Genomic DNA, 24,412 nt, shown 5'->3' with positions numbered 1-24,412 from the left:
CTTGTTGGTTCAGCCGAAGCGGCACGCCCCTTCGGGCGCGCCGGGCTTCAGTTGCTGTTCTTTTTGTCCCTGTTTCAGTCTTGCCTCTTGGCGGGCTTTCCGATGTCGCGCCGTCTTGTGCGGCGTCGGCTCCGGCTGATTTGGCGGTGCGTCTTCACCGCTCGTCCTATGGGCTGGAGTATGCCCCGCAGCCTTCAATGGGCGCTTAAAATGCATGCTTAATTTGACGGAAACAAAGTTCAAATACTTGGTAAACTTGGCTTTTCGTTAAACATCGCAGCGCCTGCAGCGCCGGCAATCCGGTTCAAAACTAACGGAAAATTCAAACTCCGATTTCAACCGATCGCTAACCAACAAAGCACCTGCCGGACCATCGGGGGCCGAAATTCCGCGACTCACGTGAGGGTCCTGCCGCGCCTACTTTTTCGCGTCGCGGCCCGTATTTACCTTTACGTACGCGTAAGCTATCGTGCAGCGCTCGGACGGCGAGGAGGCCGCCGATGCGAGGCATCCAGATCGCGGCCGGCAACCGACCGTCTCCAAGGGAGGACATTGAATGATTCGTACTTTGCTCGTCAGCGCGGCACTCGTCTTCGGAGCGATGGGAGCGGCTCATGCCGCCGAGCCGATCGTCGGCAACTGGAAGACGGCGAGCGGAGCCACGGCGGAGATAGCCCCCTGCGGCGGCGCCTTCTGCGTCACGCTGAAGACGGGCAAGCACGCCGGCAAGCGCATCGGCAATCTCGCCGGGACGGGCGGCAGCTACAGCGGCGAGATCACCGATCCGGAAAGCGACAAGACCTATAGCGGCTCGGGCTCGGTCGACGGCAATTCGCTGAAGATGAAGGGCTGCGTGCTGAAGGTGCTGTGCAAGTCGCAGACCTGGACGCGGCTTTAGCTCTTTCCGAATTCCGCGAGGGCGACCCACTATGGCCGCCCTCGCCTCGAATCAGCGGGCGCGCTGCCCGAACAGGATCTTCTGCGCTTCCTTGTCCTCGGCAAGGCTCTTCTGACGGGCCCGCTCCTCCTTGCCGACCTCGATCGCTTTGCGAACAGCGGGCCGTGCCAGCAGCGCGTCGAACCAACGCTTCAGATGCGGAAAATCGTTGAGATCCTGGCCCTGGTTCTCGTGCGGGATCACCCAGCCGGCCGCGGCCATGTCGGCGATCGAATAGTCGCCGGCGAGGAACGGCCGATCGGCCAGCCGCTTGTTCATGACGCCATAGAGGCGGTTCACCTCATTGGTGTAGCGATCGATGCCGTATTGGATTCTTTCCGGCGCATATTGCCGGAAATGATGCGCCTGGCCTGCCATGGGGCCCAGGCCGCCGACCTGCCAGAAGAGCCATTGCTCGACCTCGGCACGGGCGCGCTCGTCTGTCGGGTAGAACTTCCCGAATTTTCGGCCGAGATATTGCAGGATCGCACCCGATTCAAAGAGGGAGATGGGCTCGCCGCCCGGTCCGTCCGGGTCGATGATGGCCGGCATGCGGTTGTTTGGCGAGATCCTCAGGAAATCCGGCGCGAACTGATCACCCTGCCCGATATTGATGTACTTGACCACGTAGGGAACGCCGAGCTCCTCCAGCATGATGGTGATTTTCCAGCCGTTCGGCGTCGGCCAGTAATAGAGCTCGATGGGAGCGGTCATAGGCGGTCTCCTCAGGTTGTGGGCACACAGACGTAGGAACGCACTCCGGCGCTGGCAAGAGGCGCACCGTCCAAGATGAACGGCAGATGAACGGCTACCTCAGCAAGAATTCAGTTTGGTTGTGCGAAAAAACGCTCAATCGATTTGAACGCGCTCCAGCCCACGGACGGAACAATGGATATTCTCGCTCGCCGCCTCACCATCATCAGCCTGCTGATGGTCGTCTTCGCCATGTCGCTCGCCGCCGCTGTCGGCGCCGACACGGAGCGTCGCCGCCAAAACACCTATATCGGCTCGCTGACCGATTGCACCGCGCATACGGCGCAGTATTGCCAAGCCAAGCTGTAGAGGAATGCTCAAATGGCCGCCCTCGTCTCCTCCGCCATCCTCTCGCTCCGGCTCCTGCTGCTCACGGGCCTGCTGATGGCGCCGATCGGAGCGGTCGCCTACAGCAAGGCCACCGGCGCCGGCATCGGCAAGCACGGCGCCGGTCTCGTCCTCTTCGTTACGCTGCAACGCCAGGCAATGAGCTGATCCTCCATCGCGGAGGTGGCGCAATCTACCCTGCTCCCAAGGTAGTGGCGCGGAACGAATTTCCCTCTTGCACATGCTCTGACTTTTCGCTCCTTTCGCGGCTGAAAGGCCAGATCCGATGCCCGCATTCGCCCTCTATTCGCTCGCCGCGCTCGCCGAAATCGCCGGCTGCTTTGCCTTCTGGGCATGGCTCCGGCTTGACAAGTCCTTTTGGTGGCTCGTTCCAGGGATGGGGTCTCTGGCGCTCTTTGCCTGGCTCCTGACGATGATCGACGTGCCGGCGGCCGGGCGCGCCTATGCCGCCTATGGCGGCGTCTACATTGCCGCTTCGCTGGTCTGGCTCTGGCTCGCGGAGGGCGTGCGGCCCGACCGCTGGGACTTGACCGGCATGGCCGTGGCGCTTGTCGGGGCGACGATCACTCTCGTCGGCCCGCGCTAATGCATGTGGCCCAAAAGTGTGCAGCGCTTTTGCGATGGCGACATGCACAAAAACAAAGACCTAAAACGCGCCGCGTGAATACGTTTGAACGAGACGGCCACGCGCCGGCCCGCGTATCTTGTCGTTTGCTTGTTAGATACCCCAGCCTATAATGCGCCATGGATACACGAATCTCTTCAACCCCCATTCTCTCCGTCGCCACCCCAGAAGCCTTCGAGCCGCAGACCTTCGATGATCCGGCCGCGGCCGTCGATTGCCTGCAGGCCCTCTACGAGCGCAATACCCGGTTCCTGTGCGAAGCCTTCGAGGGGCTGGGCAAGAACGGCCGGCCGCTTACGCGCTTCCGCGCCTGCTATCCACAGGTGAGCATCGAGACGAGCAGCTTCGGCCACGTCGATTCCCGGCTCTCCTTCGGCTATGTCAGCGCGCCCGGCGTCTACACCACGACGATTACGCGGCCGCGGCTCTTCCGCCACTATCTGAAGGAGCAGTTCGGTCACCTCATGCGCAATCACGGTGTCGGCGTCACCGTGTCGGAGTCGTCGACACCGATTCCCCTCCACTTCGCCTTCGGCGAGAATGCCCATGTCGAGGCGTCGGCGGCCGACACGATCGACATTCCGTTGCGCGACCTCTTCGATGCGCCCGACCTGACGACGACGGACGACGAGATCGCCAACGGCTCTTATGAGCCCGGGCCAGGAGAACCCTCGCCGCTTGCGCCATTCACGGCGCAGCGCATCGATTATTCGCTCGCCCGCCTCAGCCACTACACGGCAACCAGCGCCACGCACTTCCAGAACTTCGTGCTCTTCACCAACTACCAGTTCTATGTCGACGAGTTCTGTGCCTGGGCACGCCAGCAGATGGCCGAAGGCGGCAACGGCTACACGGCCTTCGTAGAGCCAGGCAACATCATCACGCCCGCGGGCGCCGACAAACCTGAGACCGACTACACGCTCGCCCGGCTGCCGCAGATGCCGGCCTATCACCTGAAGAAAAAGGGCCATGGCGGCATCACCATGGTCAATATCGGCGTCGGCCCCTCGAATGCCAAGACGATCACCGACCACATCGCGGTCTTGCGGCCGCATGTCTGGCTGATGCTCGGCCATTGCGCCGGGCTTCGCAACAGTCAGCGGCTCGGCGACTACGTTCTGGCGCATGCCTATATGCGCGAGGATCACGTGCTCGACGACGATCTGCCGGTGTGGATCCCGCTCCCGGCACTGGCCGAGGTGCAGGTCGCCTTGCAGGACGCGGTGGCGGAAGTCACCGGTTACCAGGGCTACGATCTCAAGCGGATCATGCGTACCGGTACGGTCGCGACGATCGACAACCGCAACTGGGAACTGCGCGACCAGCGCGGCCCGGTCAAACGCCTGTCGCAGGCCCGCGCCATCGCCCTCGACATGGAATCGGCGACGATCGCCGCCAACGGCTTCCGCTTCCGCGTGCCCTATGGAACGCTGCTCTGCGTCTCCGACAAGCCGCTGCACGGCGAATTGAAGCTGCCCGGCATGGCGACGGCCTTCTACCGCACGCAGGTGAGCCAGCACCTGAAGATCGGCATCCTGGCGCTGCAGAAGCTCGCCGCCATGCCGCCGGAGAAACTCCATTCGCGCAAGCTCAGAAGCTTCTACGAGACGTCCTTCCAGTAGAAGGCGTCAACTTTTCGGCCGCAGCACGAGCGACAGCAGCGTGCCGGCGACGGCCGAGACGATGATGAGCAGGTGCGCATTGATGCTGGCGCGCCCTAAAAGCTCGAGCGCGGCCTTGCCGCCGGCCGCGCCGAAGGAGACGGCGCCGGCCACGATCGCCGCCGCATAGGTGCCGACGCCGGCGGGCGCGTGCACGGGAAGAACGGAAGAGAGTTCTCCCCCAAGCGCCCCGCCGAAAGAGGCGGCAAGCGGTGCCACGCCCATGATCGCCAGCACCCAGGCGAGCACCGCGACTTTTATCCCCCAGTTCAGCATGGTCATTGCCGAGGCGCGGAGAAATGCCGGGAAATGCCCCGGCAGCCCCGCCTCTATCTCATCGACATGGTGCAAGAACCGCGCCGGCGACACGCGGCGCACCCAGCGAAAAATCCGGGCCTTGAGCAGGAAGACCGCGAGCGGCGAGAGCAAGGCCATCGTCCAAAGCAGCCATGCGACCATCTGATTGCTGCGGCCGATGACCAGGCCCACCGCAGCGACTGTGAGCAGCGCGTGCAGATCCAAGAGGCGCATGACGACCAGCGCCGATGTTCCGCGCAGCAGCGGAACGCCGAATTCGGCGCGCATGAGTAGCGGAAAGCTCGTCTCGCCGGCTCTGAAGGGCAGCATGATATTGAGCAGATTGTGGACCTGCGTCACGCGAAAGAGCAGCAGGAAACGGCCGGCGGTCTGCTCCGGAAAATAGTCGTAGATGCGGTAGCAGCGAACGAAATAGGTCGCGATGAGAAGACCGAGCGCGGCGAGCACGGACGACAAACCGATCTCGGCCCATTGCCGCAGCAGGACCAACCACCCCCAGACCCACTCGACGAAGACGGCATAAGCCGCTATGGCCGCCACGGAAATCAGTGCCATGCGGTTGCGCGCGAGCCACGAGCGCCGGCTCAACTGCCAGTCCGAATTCATGAGGTACCGTTTTCCTGTAGAAAGCCACGCAATTCAGCGTTGGTTATCATCGTTAACTGTGCAAGAAAACCTGCGACGGCACACCGGAGAGACCTGCCTTGACCCACATGCAAGAACCGCTGACGGCAATGACGGGCGCGATGGAGCCGATCGAGCTTTCCATAGTGGTGCCGGTGTTCAATGAGGAGGACAGCGTCGCGCCGCTCGTCAACCGTATCCACGAGGTCATGGCCGGTTTCGACCGATCCTGGGAATTGATCCTGGTCGACGACGGCAGCACGGACCGGACCCTGCCGAATGCCCGCAAGGAGCTGCTGCGTCCGGACCTGAAACTGAAGATCATCGAGCTCCAGAGGAATTTCGGCCAGACGGCCGCCATGCAGGCCGGGATCGATGCCGCGGCCGGGCGGCTGATCGCGACGCTCGACGGCGACCTTCAGAACGACCCGAAGGATATTCCTCAGATGGTCGCCGCCATCGAGGAGCGCGAACTCGATCTCCTGGTCGGATGGCGGCAAAACCGTCGGGACGGCCTCCTGCTCAGAAAGATCCCCTCCTGGTGCGCCAACTTCCTGATCGGCAAGATCACCGGCGTGAAGCTTCACGATTACGGCTGCAGCCTCAAGGTCTATCGCAGCGCGATCATCAAGCAGGTGAAGCTCATGGGCGAAATGCACCGCTTCATTCCGGCCTGGGTCGCGGGCGTCGTGCCGAGCAGCCGGATCGGCGAGATGCCAGTGACGCACCACGCCCGTCACTTCGGTTCGTCGAAATACGGTATCTCGCGCACCTTCCGTGTGATCCTCGACCTGCTCGCGGTGCTGTTCTTCATGCGCTACAAGGCGCGTCCCGGCCACTTCTTCGGCTCGATCGGACTTGCGACCGGCAGCCTGAGCGCCCTCATCCTGCTCTATCTCGCGATTGACAAGTTCATCTTCGGCAACGATATCGGCACACGCCCGATGCTGATCGTCGGCGTCATGCTGTTCCTGTCCTCGGTGCAGCTGATCACCACCGGCATTCTCGCGGAAATGATGGCGCGCGCCTATTTCCGCGACGACGATACGGCGAGCTATATCGTCCGTCAGGTCTTCGGGCAGGAACAGCCGCATGCATGACATCCTCGACCGGCGGCCGAACCTGGTCTTAATTACACTGGCCGGCTATTTCCTGCTGTGCGTCGTGCTGCGCCTTGCCGCCTCGCCCTCGCTCGAGATCGATGAGGCCGAACAGGCCTTTTTGTCGCAATTCCTGCAGCTCGGATATGGGCCGCAACCACCCTTCTACAACTGGCTGCAATACGGGCTGGCGCAACTGATCGGCACGTCGCTCGCGACGATGACCATTCTCAAGAACGGGCTTCTGTTCCTCTGCTGCCTTTTCTACGGCCTCGCGGCGCAGCTTGTCCTCAAGGACCGGCGCCTCTCGGCGATCGCCATGCTCGGCGTCCTGAGCCTGCCGCCGGTCTTCCTGCTCGCACAGCGGGACCTCTCCCATACGGTCGCCGCGCTTTTTGCCGTATCGCTGTTCCTCTACGGCTTCCTGCGGACGCTGACGCGTCCGAGCCTTTTTTCCTATCTGCTGACCGGCATTGCCGTCGGCATCGGCGTGATTTCCAAGTACAACTTCGTCATCGTGCCGGTCGCGGCAATCCTTGCCGCGCTGCCCGAACCGGAATTGCGCAAGCGCATTTTCGATTGGCGTATCCTCGGGGCGATCGCCATTGCCGGCGTCATCGCGCTGCCCCACGGCGTGTGGGTGCTGCAAAATCTCGATGCCGCCTCGTCGGGCACGTTGAATGAAATGAAGGAGCGCGAGGCGGAGGGCCGCCTTATGCAGGCGTTCCATGGCGTCTTTGCCCTTGCCTCGGCAATAATTGGCGGCGGCCTGGTGCCCTTGCTGGTCTTTGGCCTCGCCTTCCGGCGAAAAATCCGGGCCATCTGGCAGGCGGAAAGCCAATGGACCCGCCTCGTCGGGCGCATGATCGCGCTCTGTCTCCTTGCCGTCCTGCTTGTCGTTCTCGGTGTCGCTGCGACCCATGTCCGCGAAAAATGGCTAGTGCTCTTTCTGGTCCTGCTGCCGCTCTATCTCTGCCTCAAGATCGAGGCGGCAGAGATCGATCCGGCGCCGGGCTTCCGGCGCTTCGTGCCGTTGGTTGCCTGCATCGCGCTGGTGACACTCTTGATTGTGTCGGCGCGGGCCGTGGTACGCCCATGGTTCGGCGACTACTCGAAATTGAACATCCCCTATGCCGCTTTGGTGGACGGGGTCGTCGAGGCAGAAGGGCGGCCGCCAGCGCTGGTGCTGACCAACGACAAGCAGGTGGCCGGCAATATCCGCACGCGGCTTACCGACGTGACGGTGGCGATCCCCCATCTTTCGGACTTCCCGCCGCCGGACGGGACGAGGCGACCGCTGCTGGTGGTGTGGCGCGACGAGAAGAATCAGGCGCCGCTTCCCGCCACGCTGAGCGCGGCTCTCGAGGCATCGGAAGTGGCCGTATCGGCTCAAACGCCGCGCAAACTCGAATTGCCTTACATCTACGCCACCGGACCGGATCGCTATCGGTTTAGCTATATCTGGGTGGGCGAGTAGGTCACCGGTGCCCTTTTACGCGCCCACGAGGAGCTTCAATTCGCCGGGGTGGACGCGCAGGGCGACATCGCGCCGCCGGATCGGCAGGAGCTCGCCGTCGATGACGCAGTTGATCTTGCGATCAACCTTCGGAAAATGCAGATCGACCGCCAATGCGCTCATTTCGGTGATCAACGGACTTGCCCGGAATCGCCCGCGCAGGATGTCGAAGGCGAGCTTTGCGACGCCCGCAGGACTCAGCGGCGGAGCCGTGTAGAAGCCGAGGTGCCCTGCCGTCACATCGTCCGCATACATCAGCGTCGCGTGTCCGAAATGGTTGTTCGAGACCGAAATGGCCGACACGTGCCGAAGCTCGCGGTGGCCGTCGGCATCGAATTCGATCTCGAAATCCGGCGGATTGAAGATCACGCCTATGGCAGCGCGCACGCTGGCGCCGATCTTGCCGAGGCGCGAGGCAAACTTGTAGGACTCCCGATAGCGCACCATGCGGGCGTGCAGTCCCATCGAAAATTGATGCACGAAAGCCCGGCCGTCGGCGCTACCGATGTCGCCATCGATGATCCTTCCATTGGCGAGGACCTCGGGAACCTTCCAGATATCGAGCGGCAGCTTCAGGGAGCGGGCAAACAGGTTCATCGTTCCCGCCGGGATGACACCGAGCGGCATGCCGGAGCGCCAGGCCACCCCGGCTGCAGCCGAAATCGTGCCGTCGCCGCCGCCCGCGACGATCGCGTCCAAGTCATCGCGGCGGCAGGCCGTCTCCAACGCCTGCAGGATACCGCTTGCGGCCACCACGGCAATTTCCATGTCATGCCCGGCGGCGCGAAAGATCTCCTCGACGCGCTTGCCATAGCTCTCCATATCCGTGGTGCGGAAAGTCCCCCCATCTCGATTGAAGATGGCTTTAACTTTCAACGACTGGCCTCTCTTTCATCCATGCGCGCCCTTCTGCTTCTGAGATAAGGGCGGCAGCGGGGGATTCCAGAGCCGGCCGACAAAGAGTTTCGCGGAAGGTCGCCGCGAGCGACAGCGTTCGGTGCGGCCGCCCTCACAAGGCCGGCAGCTTCAGGGGACCGCCGGTCTTGATCGTCCGGATGGCGAAGTTCGAACGGATGTCCGTCACCCCAGGCAGGGTCAGCAAGGTTTCGGTGAGAAGCCTCTCATAGGCCGACAGGTCCTCCACCACCACCTCGGCGAGGAAATCCGCGTTGCCCGAGATCAGGAAGCAGGAAACCACCTCCGGTATGGCGAGCAGCGCCTCCTGCTGCCGCCGCGCATTTTCCTGGCTGTGCTGGCCGACTTTGATCTCGACAAAGACCGTCAGCCCCAGGCCCACCTCCTTGCGGTCGATATCGGCACGATAGCCGCGCAGCACGCCCGATTTCTCCAGATTGCGGATGCGCCGCAGGCAGGGGGACGGCGAAAGGTTGATGCGCTCGGCGATCTCGACATTGGTGGCACGAGCATCCTCCTGCAGGACCTTGAGGATGGCGATGTCGAATTTATCGATTTTTGGCATAGCAAGACTGTTTCAATCATCATATTGGCAGAATATTGCTGAACTTACCACCAAACAGGCAGAGATAGCAAGGACATGCCCCACGTGTCGGCGCTAGGGTTCACACATCCAAAACACCTCGCCCCTGGAGGAACAAGACCATGGTTGCGCTGACACTCGATCGCGGTTCCGACTCGCCCGTATCCGGCTATGCCGGTGCCTTCGTCACGGTGTTGATCTGGGCGGGCTGGATCCTCGCCACGCGGCACACCGCCGCAACCAGCCTCGGTACCATCGACCTCGGCCTCATCCGTTATGGGATACCGGCGCTCGTCCTGGCACCGGTCTGGCTGAAGACGGGTCTCGTGCCGAAAGGCCTGTCGCCGGCGCTTCTGGCGCTGATGGTCGCCGGATCGGGGGCCCTGTTCTTCCAAGTGGCGGCCTTCGCCATCCACGCGACGCCGGCGGCCTCGGTCGGCGTGCTGCTCGGCGGTTCGATGCCGCTCGCGACGGCAATCATCGGCGTGACGCTGTTTCGGGAGCGGCCGGATCGCATGCGCATCCTCGGCTTTGCGGCGATCATCCTCGGCATGGCGATCCTGCTAACCCGCAGCCTCGGCGCCTCAGACAGCTGGACCGGGTGCCTGCTGCTGCCTGCCGCCGCGGCGCTCTGGGCGACCTATACGCACGCCTTCCGGCGGTCGGGTCTGAGTCCCCTCCAAGGCGGCGCGCTGATCGCCGTCTGGTCGTTCCTCATCCATCTCGCTCTGGCGCTCGTCTTTGGCAGCACGCTCGCGACCGTGCCGGCGCAGGAGATCGGCCTGCAGGTGATCAGCCAAGGGGTTCTTTCAGGTCTCATCGCCACGCTTGCCTACGGCCTCGCCGTGCGGCGCCTCGGCGGCACGCAGGCGGCGGCCTTCACGGCCCTGACGCCGGTGCTCGCAATGATCGGCGGCGGCTTGCTGCTTCAGGAGGCGATCGGTCCCTTCGAGATTGCCGCCGCGGTCGTCACCGCCACGGGCGTCGCGCTCTCGACCGGTATCCTCTCCGCCAGGCACGAATAGCCGGAACAAGCAAGCGGCCCGGGACGATGAGTCCCGGGCCGCTGTTCTTTTCCGCAATAACAGTCCAGTGTCAGCCGTGGACGATTTCACGGTGCCGCTGCAGGCGGCGGCCATAGGCCTGGCTGACGCGGTCGAAGATGATGGCGATGCCGACGATGGCAAGGCCATTGAAGATGCCGAGGGTGAAGTACTGATTCGCGATCGCCTTCAGCACCGGCTGGCCGAGGCCTTGGACGCCGATCATGGACGCGATGACGACCATGGCGAGCGCCATCATGATCGTCTGGTTGATGCCGGCCATGATGGTCGGCAGCGCCAGAGGCATCTGCACGTTCTTGAGCTTCTGCCAGCTCGACGAGCCGAAGGCGTCGGCCGCTTCCAGGACGTCCTTGTCGACCAGCCGGATGCCGAGATTGGTCAACCGGATCATCGGCGGAATGGCGTAGATGACGACGGCGATCAGGCCGGGGACCTTGCCGATCCCCAGCAGCATCACCACGGGGATCAGGTAAACGAAACTCGGCATCGTCTGCATCACGTCGAGCACCGGATTGACGACGTTCTGCACCCGATCGGAGCGCGACATGAGAATGCCGAGCGGAATGCCGATTGCGATGGACAGCACCGTACAGACGAAGATCATCGAGATCGTCTTCATTGTGTCGTCCCACATGTCGAAGTAGCCGATCAGCAGCAGGGTGCCGACGCAGCCGGCAACGACCTTCCAGTTGCGGCTGGCGAACCAGGCGATCACCGCAATCAGCAGCAGGATGATCGGCCAGGGTGTGCGCGTCATGAAGCGCTCGGACTGGATCAGGAAGAACTGCAACGGCTCGAAGAACGTCTCGATGGCCTCGCCATAGGTACGCGTAAACGTGCGGAAGCCTTCGTCGATCACCTTCTTGAGTTCTCGAAGGCTATCGTCATTCATATGCGGAAATTTGGTCAGCCATTCCATGGCGATTCCCCTTTGCAATCGTTCAGGCGGCATGTCGTTATTTTTCTTGGCAGCCGCCGACCTTCAAACCACACTGCGCTGTAACCACTGACGCTGCGCAATCTTATTCTCAAACCGACATGCCGTGAACGAATTCCTGCATGCGGGAAAGAAAAACGGCGCGCCTTTTATGCGCGCCGTTCGTTGGCCAGAGTGTCGATCAGAGGGCCGCCTTGACCTTCTCGGCGACTTCCGGCGAGACCCACTTGGTCCAGACATCCGGATTTTCTTCGAGGAAATGCTTGGCGCCCTCCTCGCCGCTCGCCTGATTGTCCGTCATCCAGGCCATCAGCTTGTTGACGGTGTCGTTCTGCCAGGCGCGGGTCTTGAGATAATCCATCACCGGACCGGCACGGTCAGCGAAGGATTTGGTGACGAGCGTCTGGACCTTGTCCTTCGGCCAGTCGTTCTTCTTCGGGTCCGGGCAGTCGGCAACCGTGTTGCAGCGCTTCCATTCGGCCGGATCAGCCGGCACGCCATGGTCGAGCTTGACCATCTCGTATTTGCCGAGCAGCGCCGTCGGGGCCCAGTAGTAGCCGACCCAGCCCTGCTTGCGCTCGTAGGCCTTGGCGATCGAGCCGTCGAGGCCGGCGGCAGAGCCGGGATCGACGAGCGTGAAGCCGGCGGCCTCCGCACCATAGGCCTTGTAGAGTTGCGTCGTCACGACAGTGCCGCCCCAGCCCTGCGGGCCGTTGAAGACGGCGCCCTTGCTCGGATCTTCCGGATCCGGGAAAAGCTCCTTGTGCTTCAGCACGTCATCGATCGTCTTGATGTCCGGATTGGCGTCGACGATGTATTTCGGAACCCACCAGCCCTGTACGCCGCCGTCAGAAAGCGCGAGCGCCGCACCGACGAGCTTGCCTTCCTGCAGACCGCGGTTGACCACGTCCGGCAGCAGGTCGACCCAGCCTTCCGGAGCGATGTCCGGCTCGCCCTTCTCGATCATCGACGTGATCGTCGGCACGGTATCGCCAACAACCAGTTCGGCGTTGCAGCCATAACCTTCCGTCAGAATGAACTTGTCCACGTTCGCCAGTACTTCGGCGCTCTGCCAGTTCATGTTGGCGATCGTCACATCGCCGCATTCCTGCGCCGATGCGGCGCTGCCAAGTCCGAGGAGGCCAACGGCCAGACACGTCGTTGCAAGTAGTTTCTTCATCTCGTTTCCCTCTGTTCTGACGGTGCACCCGTGACGAACTGCCAGCCTCACCGCGGCAGCGGACAGCATGTGGATCGGACCTTCGTCCAGTCCAGTCTCGTTGCCATCAATCCAATACTCCCGATCGACGGTACATGTCATTGCTATCGAGTCTCTAGGGGAAACGCTTGCCCATTTGCGTCAGCAATCACGCTCATGGTATTTTTTCATGAAGTTATACAATTGAAGGCCTTAGCGGCGACATTTCAACTGTGAGCCGAGGCACAAGGCGCGGCCAGGCACGCCAAGAAACGCTTCTCGGATGCGGCTTGGCCGCTATTTTTCAGGCGGAGGCCCGTGCGGCCCCGGCTCCCAACATTTACATGTTGGGGTAGACGGGGCCTTCGCCGCTCTTTACTGGGCGGGGCTCCGTGCGGCCCCGGCTCCCAACATTTACATGTTGGGGTAGACGGGGCCTTCGCCCCCTTGCGGCGGCACCCAGTTGATGTTCTGGTTCGGGTCCTTGATGTCGCAGGTCTTGCAGTGCACGCAGTTCTGGGCGTTGATGACGAAGGTCGGGTTGCCGTCCTTTTCCACCCATTCGTAGACGCCGGCCGGACAGTAGCGGCTCGACGGGCCGGCATAGACGTCGTATTCGGAACGCTTCTGCAGCTCCAGGTCCTTGACCTGCAGGTGGATCGGCTGGTCCTCCTCGTGATTGGTGTTCGACAGGAACACCGAGGAGAGCCGGTCGAAGGTCAAGACCCCATCCGGCTTCGGATAGTCGATCTTCTGATGCTTGGCGGCCGGCTCGAGGCTCTGTGCGTCCGTCTTGCCGTGCTTCAGGGTGCCGAAGAAGGAGACGCCGAACAGCGTGTTCGTCCACATATCGAGACCGCCGAGCGCGACGCCGATCGCCGTGCCGAATTTCGACCACAGCGGCTTGACGTTCCGCACCTTCTTCAGGTCCTGGCCGATGGCGCTGTCGCGCCAGCCGCGCTCGATCTCGATCGGCTCGTCATTGGCGCGGCCGGCGGCGATCGCCGCCGCCAGCTTCTCGGCCGCGAGGATACCCGACAAGACGGCATTGTGGCTGCCCTTGATGCGCGGCACGTTGACGAAGCCGGCCGAACAGCCGATCAGCGCGCCGCCGGGGAAGGAGAGCTTCGGCACCGACTGGTAGCCGCCCTCGGTGATCGCACGGGCGCCGTAGGACAGACGTTTGCCGCCCTCGAAAGTGCCGCGGATCGCCGGATGCGTCTTGAAGCGCTGGAACTCCTCGAAGGGGTAGAGATACGGGTTCTTGTAGTTGAGGTGCACGACGAAGCCGACGGCGACGAGGTTGTCCTCGAGGTGATAGAGGAAGGAGCCGCCGCCGGTCTTCATGCCGAGCGGCCAGCCGAAGGAGTGCTGCACGAGGCCCGGCTTATGGTTCTCCGGCTTCACCTCCCAGAGCTCCTTCAGGCCAATGCCGAATTTCGGCACGTCGCGGCCCTCGTCGAGCCGGTACTTGGCGATCAGCTGCTTGGCGAGCGAGCCCCGCACCCCCTCGCCGATCAGCGTGTATTTGCCGAGAAGCGCCATGCCGCGAGCAAAGTTCGGCCCCGGCTCGCCGGAGCGTCCGATGCCCATGTCGCCAGTGGCAACTCCGATCACCGCGCCCTCTTCGTTGTAGAGCACTTCGGTTGCGGCAAAGCCCGGATAGATCTCGACGCCGAGCGCCTCGGCATGCGCCGCCAGCCAGCGACAGACATTGCCCAGCGAGACGACATAGTTGCCGTGATTGTTCATCAGCGGCGGCATCAGGAAATTGGGCAGGCGGATCGACCCGGCCGGGCCCAGGAAGAGGAACTGGTCGTCCGTGACCTCCGTCTTGAACGGATGGTCCGGCTCGTCGCGCCAGCCGGGCAACAGCCGGTCGATGCCGATCGGGTCGACGACGGCGCCGGAAAGGATATGGGCGCCGACTTCCGCGCCCTTTTCGAGCACCACGACCGACAGCTCCGGATCGACCTGCTTCAGCCGGATCGCCGCGGCAAGCCCGGCCGGACCGGCGCCGACGACCACCACGTCGAATTCCATGCTCTCGCGCTCGGGGAGGTCTTGTGGCTCGTTCATTGTCGCGTTCTCCAGTCTTGCCGTTCTCCGCCGGCTCCGTCCCAGTCAAATCATCCCGTCATGACAAATGCCGCAAACCTTGTCGAGCCGGGATGCGACAGACTGTCTCTGCATTTGCGCATGAGTTCATGAGTTTAGCACAGTCCCTTATATTACTTTGACGTAAACGTAAATCAACCACCGATGAATAACCGCCGTCAGCTTGATTTTGTAGCTCCCGCGTGCAACGAGGCGCGCCCCTTTACGTCGCAAGGAGACAGCCATGGCCACGGCGCTCGGCCTCGATTTCGGAACGACCAACTCCGTCCTGGCCCTGGCGCAGGGTGCCTCGACGCGCTCTCTTTTCGTCGACAGCCCCGCCGGACGGTTCGACACCACGCGAACGGCTCTCTCCTTTCTGAAGCAGGGCCATGCATCCTTGAAGGTCGAAGCGGGCCAGGCGGCGATCCGCGAATTCATCGACAATCCCGGCGAATGCCGTTTTCTGCAGTCGATCAAGACCTTTGCCGCCAGCGCACTCTTTCAAGGCACACTCGTCTTCGCCAAGCGCCAGGAGTTCGAGGACCTGATGTACAGCTTCCTGGCCCGGCTCAGGGACTATGCCGGCGACGACTGGAATGGGGCGTTGCAGCGCCTCGTCGTCGGGCGTCCGGTGCAGTTTGCCGGCGCAAGTCCGGACGAAAAGCTGGCGATCGAACGGTATGGCCGCGCCCTCGCGCGCTTCGATTTTCCGGAAATCCACTACGTCTATGAACCGGTGGCGGCCGCCTTCTACTTCGCTCGCAAGCTGGAGCGCGATGCGACGGTGCTCGTCGCCGACTTCGGCGGCGGCACGACGGACTATTCGATCATCCGTTTCGCAAGCCGCGGCGGACGGCTGAGCGCCACGCCGGTCGGACATTCCGGCGTCGGCGTTGCCGGCGATCACTTCGATTTCCGCATCATTGACAACATCGTCGCGCCGCTGATCGGAAAGGGGAGTCTGTTCAAGAGCTTCGACAAGCTGCTTGAAGTCCCGTCGAGCTATTACGCCAATTTCGGCCGCTGGAACCAGTTGTCGATCTTCAAGACGCTCAGGGACTTTGCGGAGCTGAAGAAGCTCGTCCGCACGAGCCTCGAGCCGGAGAAACTGGCGGCATTCGTCGATCTGATCGAGCATGACGAAGGCTACCCGCTCTATCAGGCGGTCTCGGCAACCAAAATGCGACTGTCGCAAGAAGAGGAAACCGAGTTCTTCTTCGCGCCGCTGGGCGAGCGCTCGCGAAGAATCGTTCGGCGCAAGGATTTCGAGGCCTGGATTGCCCCCGACCTCGCCCGCATCGATGCGGCCCTCGACGAGGTACTGGCAACGACGGCGACTGCGCCGGCCGACATCGACAGGATTTTTCTGACCGGTGGCACCTCCTTCGTGCCGGCCGTCCGGCGGCTTTTCGACGATCGCTTCGGCCCCGAGCGAATCGAAAGCGGCGGCGAGCTCCTGTCGATCGCCCACGGGCTTGCGCTGATCGGCGAGCGGGAGGACATCACAGCTTGGACGATCGCCGCGTAAATATCCTCCGGATGCTGGACCACAGTCGCCGATCTGATAAGTTCCGCCGATGATTTCGGCCAACGACCTTTCCCCTTCGGAACTCGCCGCGCTTCTTGCTTTCCATGCGGAGGCGGGTGTCGAGTGGCTGCTTGAAGACGCGCCCGTCGACCGGCTGGCGGAGTTCGAGGCGCTGAAAGCCAAGCGCGCCGGCGCGCGAGCTGCGCCGCAAAGCCGGCAGCCGGAAGCGTCAGAAGCGCAGAGGGGCCGGGGACAGCCGGCGACGCCCGGCAGCGCCCTGAGTACTCTTCCGAGCGGCCCGGCAAGCGTTCCGCCGACGGTCGCGATCCCTGACGAGCAGGCGGTCAGCGAGGCGCGATTCGCCGCCGAGAGCGCGCGATCGCTTGCCGAACTTCGCACGGCGATGGAGTCCTTCACCGGCTGCAACCTCAAGAACAGCGCCCGAAACCTCGTTTTCGCGGACGGTGACCCCGCCTCGGGCATCATGGTGATCGGGCCGATGCCCTATGCGGAAGACGACCGGGACGCCCAGCCGTTTTCCGGCAAGCACGGTGATATGCTCGAGCGGATGCTTTCCGGCATCGGTCTTTCACGGACCGGCGTTCTGCTCAGCAACGTGGTTCCCTGGCGGCCGCCCGGAAACCGCGTGCCAAGCGGTCGGGAGGCCGACATCTGCCGCCCCTTCATCGAACGGCAGATTGCGCTCGCCGAGCCGAGGCACTTGCTTCTCCTCGGCAATTTCACGGCCCGCTTCTTCTTCGGCACCAACGAGACGATCCATCAGACGAGGGGGCAATGGCGCGAGCTTTCCGCCGGCGGCCACCTCGTTCCGGCGCTGGCTACACTGCATCCGCAGGATCTTATCACCGCGCCCGTCAACAAGCGTTTCGCTTGGCTTGACCTGCTCTCCTTCAAGGCGCGGATCATGGGCTGACCGGCCGCGCCCGACAGGTGAAGGAAATATGAACAAAGCCATGCAATTTGCGCATGTCAGCGCCGCGTTTTAATGCGTTGCAAAATCGATGTTGCATCGCAATATGAAAGCACGGGAGGTATGGATTAAGGAACTGAACCATGAGTGCCCGTTTTCGCCCGATCCACAGCAGCTTTGAGACGCTCCGTCAGGCCCGCGTCGCTGTGCGGTCGCCGTATAACAGCTTCGGCAAGGTTGCCAACGAACAGATGACGGCAATCGGCCTCGCGCGCACGACGCGCCACCCGGCCCAGATCTACGCCGATTTCATTCAGCGCTGACCAATCGCTGCAGCGCCGACCATCGCGTCCGGCGCTCGCCCGAACGAAGATCACTACCATGTCTATCAGCAGCCTGCTCGATACGATTTCCGACATCGGCACCGCCGTGCGCACCTCGCGCGAGTTCAGCAGGATGAGCACGATCAGGGACAGCCGCCGCGCGCACCGTGTGGCGGTGAGCCCGTTGCTGCCCAACTGAGACCGCGCCGTCTCGGTAACAATCGACAGAGCGGTGACCTCCAAACCTTTCCAAGATCGCCTTCCAGCGACGACCGTCGGCGCCTCCTATCGTAGCGGCAGGAGCAATGGCCCCGTTCAGCCCTGCGGCGTAACGTGTTTGCGCGCCCCCTTTCGCTCGAGCCCCAGCCGGTGCTCGCGGAAGATGATGAAGATGCCGGCGCCGACGACGATCGCGGTGCCGAGCAGCATGGTTGCCGTCGGTACGTCGCCGAAGAGGAAATAGCCGATGACGATGCCGAGCACGATCGAGGTATATTCGAAGGGGGCGATCGTCGACATGTCGGCGTGGCGGTAGCTCTCCGTCAACAGAATCTGGGCGACGCCGCCGCAGAAACCGGCGAGCATCAGGAGCAGGAAGGATGTCCAGGATATCGCCGACCAGCCGAAGGGAAGCGTTGCCAGGGAAAACACCGCGGCGGAAAGCGAGAAGTAGAGCACGATCGTATGGGTGCGCTCCGTCTGCACGAGCCGGCGCACAAGCACCATCGCGACCGCGCCGAGTGTCGCCGAAAGCAGCACGGCGACGGCGCCCAGCGCCTTGGACGAACCGAATCCTCCTTCGTCGAACAAAGTCACGCTCGGCCAAGTGATGATCAGCACGCCGACGAGGCCGATAACCACCGCGGACCAGCGATAGAGCCGGACGATTTCGCCGAGAAAGAGAGCGGCGAAGGCAACCGCCAAGAGCGGCATCGCGTAGCCGATCGCGATCGCCTCGGGGAGCGGCAGGTGCACGAGGCCGTAGAAACCGCAACTCATCGACAGAATGCCGACGAAGCCGCGCACCACATGCCCCGCGACATTGTTGGTCCGGAAGGCGTCGCGCAACTGGCCGCGGCAGGCCAGAAAGCCGAGAATCGGCACCATGGCGAAGGCGGATCTATAGAAGGTGATCTGGCCGGTGGCGATCCCGCTGCCGGCCGCCTTGATGCAGGTCGCCATGCAAACGAAGACGATGACGGACAGGACCTTGAGCAGAATCCCCTTCATGGGGTTGTGAATATCGGCATCCATGAGGGCGTTCGAGATGTCATCCGGCGGACCGGGCGGGAAGGACGGACACGGCGCAGACCGCGGGGGATGGCACCACTCTAGCTGCACGGCGCGGCATGTTGGATCAATTTTCTTGATGGGCGCGGCATTTTCGTGATGGCTTTCGCGCTCCCGCACTGCTTCGTCCTATGCTTTAGCGAACGCGAAAAAATCCTGTGGGATTTAGTTCTTGTTAGTGCCGTTTCGTTAAACCTTCGATCGGGGCGGGGAAATCAAACGTGTTTGCTTCCGAAGTGCGGTCGACGGCATTGCAAGCACAAAATCTCGCCTCTTGGCCTTTTCACCATCACAGGCGCCCTCTAACTTAGGAACGGTAGGCGCAAGCGGGACTGACCATGCGGACAAATACTGGCCAGATCATTCATCTGGAAGACTACCGGCCGACCGATTTCGTTCTCGAAAGAGTGGATCTGACCTTCGAACTCGACCCCAAGGAGACGAAGGTAGAGGCGCGGCTCATCTTCCACCGACGCGAAGGCGTGGACGCTTCCGCCCCGCTGGTCCTCGACGGCGACGAGCTGGCCATGACCGCCCTGTTGCTCGACCAGGAAGAAGTCCCGGCGACGCTCTACGATGTGGCCGGCGACACGCTGACGATCCGCGGCCTGCCCGAGACCGCCCCCTTCGAAATCACCGTGACGACGCTCCTGTCGCCGGAGACGAACACGAAGCTGATGGGCCTCTACCGCACCAACAACGTCTACTGCACGCAGTGCGAGGCGGAAGGCTTCCGCCGCATCACCTATTTCCCCGACCGGCCCGACGTGCTCGCCGTCTATACGGTCAACATCATTGCCGACAAGGCGACCGCCCCCCTTCTCCTTTCGAACGGCAACTATCTCGGCGGCGCCGACCTGGGCGACGGACGTCACTTCGCCGCCTGGTTCGACCCGCATCCGAAGCCGAGCTATCTCTTCGCGCTGGTTGCCGGCGATCTCGGCGTGGTCGAGGACACGTTCACGACCGCATCCGGCCGCGAAGTGGCCTTGAGGATCTATGTCGAGCACGGCAAGGAGCCGCGCGCGGCTTACGCGATGGACGCCCTCAAGCGCTCGATGAAATGGGACGAGGAGGTCTTCGGCCGCGAATACGACCTCGACATCTTCATGATCGTCGCCGTCTCCGACTTCAACATGGGCGCCATGGAGAACAAGGGGCTCAACGTCTTCAACGACAAATACGTCCTCGCCGATCCGGAAACGGCGACAGACACGGACTACGCCAATATCGAGGCGATCATCGCCCACGAATATTTCCACAACTGGACCGGCAACCGCATTACCTGCCGCGACTGGTTCCAGCTCTGCCTGAAGGAAGGGTTGACGGTCTATCGCGATCACGAGTTTTCGGCCGACATGCGCTCGCGCGCCGTCAAGCGCATCGCCGAGGTGCGGCACCTGAAGTCCGAACAGTTTCCCGAGGATGCCGGCCCGCTCGCCCATCCGGTGCGCCCGACGCAATATCGCGAGATCAACAATTTCTACACGACGACCGTCTATGAGAAGGGCTCCGAGGTCACGCGCATGATTGCGACCCTTCTCGGACGCGACCTCTTCACGAAGGGCATGGACCTCTATTTCGACCGCCATGACGGCCAGGCGGTGACGATCGAGGACTTCATCGCCTGCTTCGAGGCCGCGGGCGGGCGCGATCTCACCCAGTTTTCGCTCTGGTATCATCAGGCGGGAACGCCGCTGATCACCGCCTCCGGTTCCTATGACGCGGCGAAGCAGATCTACACCCTGTCGCTCGAACAGGCGGTGCCTGCGACACCGGGTCAAAGCGCCAAGAAGCCGATGCATATCCCACTTCGCGTTGGGCTCCTGCTTGAAGACGGCAGCGAGGCTAAGCCTGCAGCCGTCTCCGGCGCCGATGTCACTGGCGACGTCTTGCATCTGACGGAGCGCAAGCAGACCGTCGTCTTCGCCGGCATTCCGACCCGGCCCGTGCCGTCCTTCAATCGCGGCTTCTCTGCACCGGTAAACCTGCACATCGAGCAGAGCGCGAAGGACCGCGCCCTCATCGCACGCCACGAGGTCGACCTCTTCGCCCGGTGGCAGGCGCTGAATGCCATGGCGCTCGACAATCTGGCCAAAGCAGCGGCACAGGCGCGAAACGGCCAGCCGATCGCCTCCGATACCGCCCTCATCGGCGGGCTGCTGGCCGCGGCGGGTGACGAAGGGCTGGAGCCGGCATTCCGCGCACAGGTCCTGTCGCTGCCGAGCGAAGCCGACATCGCCCGGGAGATCGGCCGCGACAACGATCCGGACGCTATCCAGGAGGGTCGCCAGGCGATCCTTTCCGCCGTCGCCGCATCCGGCAAGGAGATTTTCACGCGATTGCTCGGCGAGATGGCACTTTCCGGCCCGTTCCGGCCCGACGCAGCGAGCGCCGGCCGGCGGGCGCTGCGCAACGCCGCCCTCTCCTATCTCGTCTATGGGGACGATCAGCCGGAGAAGGCCGTGAGCGCGTTCCGTTCCGCCAACAACATGACCGATCTCAGCCAGGCGCTGACGCTGCTCGCCCACCGTTTTCCGGATGCGCAAGAAACGCTCGATGCGCTCACCACGTTCAAGAACCGCTTCGCGGACAATGCGCTGGTGATCGACAAATGGTTCGCCATCCAGGCGACGATCCCCGGCGCCTCGACGCTCGAGCGGGTCAAGGCGCTGATGTCCGATCCGCACTTCACCCCGAGCAACCCGAACCGCGTACGCTCGCTCATAGGCACCTTCGCCTTCTCCAACCCGACGGGCTTCAACCGTGCGGATGGCGAAGGCTACCGCTTCCTCGCACGCCAGATCCTCGACATCGATCCCCGCAATCCGCAACTTGCGGCACGGATCCTGACATCGATGCGCTCCTGGCGGTCGCTGGAGCAGGTGCGCGCCAAGCATGCCGAGGAGGCGCTCAAGGAAATCGCCGGCGCCTCCAATCTTTCCGTCGATGTCAGCGACATCGTCGACCGGATGCTGAGCGACGGCAGCGCGGCGTGATATCGCCGCGGCCTCGGGCCTACTGCACCTCTCCTAAGCGGGGCCGATTCGAGGAAAGAGCCTCAATTCAAAGGGCTACGGCGACTTCTGAGCGTCGGATAAGACATTCGGCGTCGCAGGCGCTATGACTTTCCAACGATGAAAATTGGTTAACAAATCTTTACCTGCGCCTCTAGACAAGGCGAATCGCCCTGTGATTCATTGAGTCAGATTCGGGCGGGCGGCGTACCGAATCACCAAAGCGTCGCGATTTCCGATGACGCTTCGGTTTAAGAGGATCACAGCGTCCCTTCGCATCCACATGCGGGACGCTCTCGAGGACGGCAGAAATTGGGAAAGATTGCGGACGCGCGACGGGGAGGCGCAGCCGACGGGCGGTTGCGACTCAAGTTTCCGGGCTTTTTCGGCCTGGAACGGGAGCTCATCGACAAGGCGAGGCTCTTTGTCGAACCGGCGTCACGTCGGCTCGCCCGGGCCGAGCCCATTCTGAAGCGGTCAATTCCCGTCCTCATTATCGCTTTCCTGCTGATTGTGGCCATTTCGCGCATGTCGGGCATCATGGATGAGCATGCCCGGATGGAGGCCAGTTCGCGCCGGAGCGTCAGCCTGGCGGCGACCGCGGCGACGGCGGCGTTCCAGGCGGATGGATCGGAGCTCTTCGGCGAGGGGCAGCGATGGGAGGCCGAACGGCGGCTCGCCGAATATCTGCCCGCCGAACTCCTCGACAGCGGCATGTTCCTACTGACGGTTCGCCGGGACGGCCGCATCTTCGCGAGCACGCAGGCGGGGGCACATTTCATCGGCCGCACGCTTACCTCGATCGCCCCGGACGTGGCGTCGCTGCAATATTTCGGCGAAGGCGAAGGCGCTGTGAAGGCGACCATCGACGGCGTCGAACATCTGGTCGCCCTGATGCAGGTGCCGGCTTCCGCGGGTGTCGTGCTGGCGGCAACGCCGGTCGCCCAGTTCGAAGCGGCCTGGCGCGACGATGTCTCGCTGAACGTCACGCTGTTTGCCGGCATTTCGGCAATCCTGCTCGTCGTGCTTTACGCCTACTATATTCAGGCCAAGCGCGCCCGCGACGCCGATTCCGTATTCGCCGAATCGAACCTGCGCGTCGAAACCGCACTGTCGCGCGGCCGCTGCGGACTTTGGGATTTCGACCTCGCCAACCGTCGCCTGTTCTGGTCTCGCTCCATGTACGAGATGCTCGGCATGCCCGGCGACAGCAGCGTCTTGTCGTTCGGCGACGCGGCCCGGCTGATGCACCCGGAGGATCGCGGCGTCTACCGGGTGGCGCGGGCGATCGCCAAGGGCAGCGAGCGCCAGATCGACCAGGTGTTCCGCATGCGCCACGCGGATGGCCATTACGTTTGGCTTCGGGCGCGCGCCCAAATCATCCGCACGGTTTCCGGGCGCACCCACCTCATCGGCATCGCCATGGACGTGACCGAGCAGCACCGGCTCGCCCAGCGCTATGCGGAAGCCGACCAGCGCCTGACGGATGCCATCGAGTGCACGTCGGAAGCCTTCGTGCTGTGGGACAAGCACGACCGGCTGGTCATGTGCAACACCCACTATCAGCAGGCCTATCAGCTGCCGGATCATGTCCTCGTGCCCGGCACCGAACGGGCAGTGGTGCACGCGGCCGCGGCGAGACCGGTGATCGAGCGGCGCGTCGCCGATCCGGACCGCAGCAATCATTCGCAGACGAGCGAAGTGCAGCTCGCCGACGAGCGCTGGCTGCAGATCAACGATCGACGCACGCGCGACGGCGGCCTCGTCTCGGTCGGCACCGATATCACGCTGCTCAAGCGGCATCAGGTGCGGCTGCGCGAATCCGAGCGGCGGCTGATGGCGACGATCGGCGATCTTTCGGCCTCGCGCATCACGCTCGAACGGCAGAAGGAGGAGCTTTCCGTCGCCAACGCCAATTACCAGGCGGAAAAGGAACGGGCCGAGGCGGCAAACCGGGCAAAATCCGAGTTCCTCGCCAACATGTCGCATGAGCTGCGCACGCCGCTCAACGCCATTCTCGGCTTTTCCGAGATCCTGCAGAACCAGATGTTCGGGCCGCTCGGCTCGGAGAAGTACCACGAATATTCCCGCGATATCTATGAAAGCGGCAGACATCTGCTCAACGTCATCAACGACATACTCGACATGTCGAAGATCGAGGCGGGTCACATGCGTATCACGCGCGAAAGGATCGATCTTGCGCCGCTGATCGAGGAAACGCTTCGCTTCACCACCATACCGGCGCAGCAGAAGAACATCCGCGTCGTCCAGGAGGTGTCCTCGGGCCTGACGATGTTCGCCGATCGTCGCGCGATGAAACAGGTGCTCCTCAACCTTTTATCAAATGCGGTCAAGTTCACCAATGAGGGTGGCCGCATTTCACTCAGGGCCCGCAAGGTTCGCGGCGCGGTGACGCTGACGATCGCCGATTCCGGCATCGGCATTCCGAGGCACGCGCTGGAAAAGATCGGCCATCCCTTCGAACAGGTGCAGAGCCAGTATGCCAAGAGCAAGGGCGGCTCCGGCTTGGGGCTGGCCATCTCCCGGTCGCTCACGCGCCTGCACGGGGGACGGATGAAGATCCATTCCGCCGAAAACGTCGGCACGATCATATCCGTGCGGATCCCGGACCTCGCCTGAACCC

General features: G+C 62.9%; 22 protein-coding genes. 14 read left to right on the top strand and 8 right to left on the bottom strand.

What is annotated here, in order from left to right; genetic code table 11:
• The first annotated feature begins 556 nt into the window (after positions 1-556).
• Positions 557-898: a DUF2147 domain-containing protein gene (locus CO664_RS16355; protein WP_097539351.1), complete on the top strand. Its 342-nt coding sequence runs from the start codon at positions 557-559 to the stop codon at positions 896-898.
• 51 nt (positions 899-949) lie between these two features.
• Here CO664_RS16355 and CO664_RS16350 read toward each other — a convergent pair whose 3' ends face one another.
• Entirely contained in the window at positions 950-1,651 is a 702-nt protein-coding gene (locus tag CO664_RS16350; protein WP_097539350.1) for a glutathione S-transferase N-terminal domain-containing protein, read from the bottom strand.
• Between the two features lie 174 nt (positions 1,652-1,825).
• On the opposite strand from CO664_RS16350, the gene CO664_RS16345 reads away from it, so the two are divergent.
• The 4 genes from CO664_RS16345 (at position 1,826) to CO664_RS16330 (ending at position 4,285) form a co-directional block, all read left to right on the top strand.
• Entirely contained in the window at positions 1,826-1,999 is a 174-nt protein-coding gene (locus CO664_RS16345; protein WP_012707384.1) for a hypothetical protein, read from the top strand.
• A 12-nt stretch (positions 2,000-2,011) separates the two neighbouring features.
• Positions 2,012-2,185, top strand: coding sequence for a hypothetical protein (locus CO664_RS16340; RefSeq protein WP_037413653.1), 174 nt, complete (start codon positions 2,012-2,014; stop codon positions 2,183-2,185).
• A gap of 118 nt (positions 2,186-2,303) precedes the next feature.
• Positions 2,304-2,624: a YnfA family protein gene (locus CO664_RS16335; protein WP_097539349.1), complete on the top strand. Its 321-nt coding sequence runs from the start codon at positions 2,304-2,306 to the stop codon at positions 2,622-2,624.
• 158 nt (positions 2,625-2,782) lie between these two features.
• Entirely contained in the window at positions 2,783-4,285 is a 1,503-nt protein-coding gene (locus CO664_RS16330) for an AMP nucleosidase (protein WP_097527998.1), read from the top strand.
• 6 nt (positions 4,286-4,291) lie between these two features.
• Here the strand turns inward: CO664_RS16330 and CO664_RS16325 are convergent, their stop codons facing one another.
• A complete protein-coding gene (locus tag CO664_RS16325) occupies positions 4,292-5,248 on the bottom strand; it encodes a lysylphosphatidylglycerol synthase domain-containing protein (protein WP_097539348.1) in 957 nt (318 codons plus the stop codon).
• 98 nt (positions 5,249-5,346) lie between these two features.
• Here CO664_RS16325 and CO664_RS16320 point away from each other — a divergent pair, with 98 nt between their 5' ends.
• Together CO664_RS16320 and CO664_RS16315 are read left to right on the top strand one after the other, a co-directional pair.
• On the top strand, positions 5,347-6,366 hold the full coding sequence (locus tag CO664_RS16320; RefSeq protein WP_097539347.1) for a glycosyltransferase family 2 protein: 1,020 nt from the start codon (positions 5,347-5,349) through the stop codon (positions 6,364-6,366).
• A complete protein-coding gene (locus CO664_RS16315) occupies positions 6,359-7,843 on the top strand; it encodes a glycosyltransferase family 39 protein (RefSeq protein ID WP_097539346.1) in 1,485 nt (494 codons plus the stop codon). The genes CO664_RS16320 and CO664_RS16315 overlap by 8 nt, the downstream gene beginning before the upstream one ends.
• Positions 7,844-7,858: 15 nt before the next feature.
• Here CO664_RS16315 and CO664_RS16310 read toward each other — a convergent pair whose 3' ends face one another.
• Positions 7,859-8,758 carry a diacylglycerol kinase family protein gene (locus CO664_RS16310; protein ID WP_097539345.1) on the bottom strand — a complete coding sequence of 300 codons (900 nt, stop codon included), beginning with the start codon at positions 8,756-8,758 and terminating at the stop codon, positions 7,859-7,861.
• A 133-nt stretch (positions 8,759-8,891) separates the two neighbouring features.
• A complete protein-coding gene (locus CO664_RS16305; protein WP_097539344.1) occupies positions 8,892-9,362 on the bottom strand; it encodes an Lrp/AsnC family transcriptional regulator in 471 nt (156 codons plus the stop codon).
• Between the two features lie 140 nt (positions 9,363-9,502).
• On the opposite strand from CO664_RS16305, the gene CO664_RS16300 reads away from it, so the two are divergent.
• Positions 9,503-10,405, top strand: a complete 903-nt coding sequence (locus CO664_RS16300; RefSeq protein ID WP_097539343.1) for a DMT family transporter — start codon at positions 9,503-9,505, stop codon at positions 10,403-10,405.
• A gap of 70 nt (positions 10,406-10,475) precedes the next feature.
• On the opposite strand, the gene CO664_RS16295 is transcribed toward CO664_RS16300, so the two are convergent.
• The 3 genes from CO664_RS16295 to CO664_RS16285 all read right to left on the bottom strand — a co-directional run bounded on the left by CO664_RS16295 (position 10,476) and on the right by CO664_RS16285 (position 14,658).
• Positions 10,476-11,363, bottom strand: a complete 888-nt coding sequence (locus CO664_RS16295) for a proline/glycine betaine ABC transporter permease (protein ID WP_037413626.1) — start codon at positions 11,361-11,363, stop codon at positions 10,476-10,478.
• Between the two features lie 199 nt (positions 11,364-11,562).
• Positions 11,563-12,561, bottom strand: coding sequence for an ABC transporter substrate-binding protein (locus tag CO664_RS16290; protein WP_037413624.1), 999 nt, complete (start codon positions 12,559-12,561; stop codon positions 11,563-11,565).
• A 432-nt stretch (positions 12,562-12,993) separates the two neighbouring features.
• The gene (locus CO664_RS16285) at positions 12,994-14,658 is read right to left on the bottom strand and encodes an electron transfer flavoprotein-ubiquinone oxidoreductase (protein WP_037413621.1); all 1,665 of its coding nucleotides are present in this window, start codon (positions 14,656-14,658) and stop codon (positions 12,994-12,996) included.
• 262 nt (positions 14,659-14,920) lie between these two features.
• On the opposite strand from CO664_RS16285, the gene CO664_RS16280 reads away from it, so the two are divergent.
• The 4 genes from CO664_RS16280 (at position 14,921) to CO664_RS16265 (ending at position 17,660) form a co-directional block, all read left to right on the top strand.
• The gene (locus CO664_RS16280; protein ID WP_037413618.1) at positions 14,921-16,207 is read left to right on the top strand and encodes an Hsp70 family protein; all 1,287 of its coding nucleotides are present in this window, start codon (positions 14,921-14,923) and stop codon (positions 16,205-16,207) included.
• A 49-nt stretch (positions 16,208-16,256) separates the two neighbouring features.
• On the top strand, positions 16,257-17,141 hold the full coding sequence (locus tag CO664_RS16275) for a uracil-DNA glycosylase (protein WP_097539342.1): 885 nt from the start codon (positions 16,257-16,259) through the stop codon (positions 17,139-17,141).
• A 140-nt stretch (positions 17,142-17,281) separates the two neighbouring features.
• Positions 17,282-17,461, top strand: a complete 180-nt coding sequence (locus CO664_RS16270; protein ID WP_037413613.1) for a hypothetical protein — start codon at positions 17,282-17,284, stop codon at positions 17,459-17,461.
• 58 nt (positions 17,462-17,519) lie between these two features.
• Positions 17,520-17,660, top strand: coding sequence for a hypothetical protein (locus tag CO664_RS16265; RefSeq protein ID WP_083853839.1), 141 nt, complete (start codon positions 17,520-17,522; stop codon positions 17,658-17,660).
• A 116-nt stretch (positions 17,661-17,776) separates the two neighbouring features.
• Here the strand turns inward: CO664_RS16265 and CO664_RS16260 are convergent, their stop codons facing one another.
• Positions 17,777-18,715 (bottom strand): DMT family transporter, encoded by a 939-nt coding sequence (locus CO664_RS16260; RefSeq protein ID WP_037413612.1) that lies wholly within the window; start codon positions 18,713-18,715, stop codon positions 17,777-17,779.
• Positions 18,716-19,089: 374 nt separating this feature from the next.
• On the opposite strand from CO664_RS16260, the gene pepN reads away from it, so the two are divergent.
• Positions 19,090-21,750, top strand: a complete 2,661-nt coding sequence (pepN, locus tag CO664_RS16255) for an aminopeptidase N (RefSeq protein WP_097539341.1) — start codon at positions 19,090-19,092, stop codon at positions 21,748-21,750.
• Between the two features lie 330 nt (positions 21,751-22,080).
• The gene (locus CO664_RS16250; RefSeq protein WP_037413609.1) at positions 22,081-24,408 is read left to right on the top strand and encodes an ATP-binding protein; all 2,328 of its coding nucleotides are present in this window, start codon (positions 22,081-22,083) and stop codon (positions 24,406-24,408) included.
• Positions 24,409-24,412: the final 4 nt, after the last annotated feature.

The organism is Sinorhizobium sp. NG07B (assembly GCF_002532005.1).
In the GTDB taxonomy this organism is placed as follows: Bacteria; Pseudomonadota; Alphaproteobacteria; order Rhizobiales; family Rhizobiaceae; genus Sinorhizobium; species Sinorhizobium fredii_C.
The sequence above is the reverse complement of the archived record's forward strand: the minus strand, read 5'-3'. Positions and strand labels throughout refer to the sequence as shown.

What these genes read in the sequence shown, in the direction of transcription:
- CO664_RS16355 (WP_097539351.1), top strand. Translation starts at nt 557, where the DNA reads ATGATTCGTACTTTGCTCGTCAGCGCGGCACTCGTCTTCGGAGCGATG.
- CO664_RS16350 (WP_097539350.1), bottom strand. Translation starts at nt 1,651, where the DNA reads ATGACCGCTCCCATCGAGCTCTATTACTGGCCGACGCCGAACGGCTGG.
- CO664_RS16345 (WP_012707384.1), top strand. Translation starts at nt 1,826, where the DNA reads ATGGATATTCTCGCTCGCCGCCTCACCATCATCAGCCTGCTGATGGTC.
- CO664_RS16340 (WP_037413653.1), top strand. Translation starts at nt 2,012, where the DNA reads ATGGCCGCCCTCGTCTCCTCCGCCATCCTCTCGCTCCGGCTCCTGCTG.
- CO664_RS16335 (WP_097539349.1), top strand. Translation starts at nt 2,304, where the DNA reads ATGCCCGCATTCGCCCTCTATTCGCTCGCCGCGCTCGCCGAAATCGCC.
- CO664_RS16330 (WP_097527998.1), top strand. Translation starts at nt 2,783, where the DNA reads ATGGATACACGAATCTCTTCAACCCCCATTCTCTCCGTCGCCACCCCA.
- CO664_RS16325 (WP_097539348.1), bottom strand. Translation starts at nt 5,248, where the DNA reads ATGAATTCGGACTGGCAGTTGAGCCGGCGCTCGTGGCTCGCGCGCAAC.
- CO664_RS16315 (WP_097539346.1), top strand. Translation starts at nt 6,359, where the DNA reads ATGCATGACATCCTCGACCGGCGGCCGAACCTGGTCTTAATTACACTG.
- CO664_RS16305 (WP_097539344.1), bottom strand. Translation starts at nt 9,362, where the DNA reads ATGCCAAAAATCGATAAATTCGACATCGCCATCCTCAAGGTCCTGCAG.
- CO664_RS16300 (WP_097539343.1), top strand. Translation starts at nt 9,503, where the DNA reads ATGGTTGCGCTGACACTCGATCGCGGTTCCGACTCGCCCGTATCCGGC.
- CO664_RS16295 (WP_037413626.1), bottom strand. Translation starts at nt 11,363, where the DNA reads ATGGAATGGCTGACCAAATTTCCGCATATGAATGACGATAGCCTTCGA.
- CO664_RS16290 (WP_037413624.1), bottom strand. Translation starts at nt 12,561, where the DNA reads ATGAAGAAACTACTTGCAACGACGTGTCTGGCCGTTGGCCTCCTCGGA.
- CO664_RS16285 (WP_037413621.1), bottom strand. Translation starts at nt 14,658, where the DNA reads ATGAACGAGCCACAAGACCTCCCCGAGCGCGAGAGCATGGAATTCGAC.
- CO664_RS16280 (WP_037413618.1), top strand. Translation starts at nt 14,921, where the DNA reads ATGGCCACGGCGCTCGGCCTCGATTTCGGAACGACCAACTCCGTCCTG.
- CO664_RS16275 (WP_097539342.1), top strand. Translation starts at nt 16,257, where the DNA reads ATGATTTCGGCCAACGACCTTTCCCCTTCGGAACTCGCCGCGCTTCTT.
- CO664_RS16270 (WP_037413613.1), top strand. Translation starts at nt 17,282, where the DNA reads ATGAGTGCCCGTTTTCGCCCGATCCACAGCAGCTTTGAGACGCTCCGT.
- CO664_RS16265 (WP_083853839.1), top strand. Translation starts at nt 17,520, where the DNA reads ATGTCTATCAGCAGCCTGCTCGATACGATTTCCGACATCGGCACCGCC.
- CO664_RS16260 (WP_037413612.1), bottom strand. Translation starts at nt 18,715, where the DNA reads ATGGATGCCGATATTCACAACCCCATGAAGGGGATTCTGCTCAAGGTC.
- pepN (WP_097539341.1), top strand. Translation starts at nt 19,090, where the DNA reads ATGCGGACAAATACTGGCCAGATCATTCATCTGGAAGACTACCGGCCG.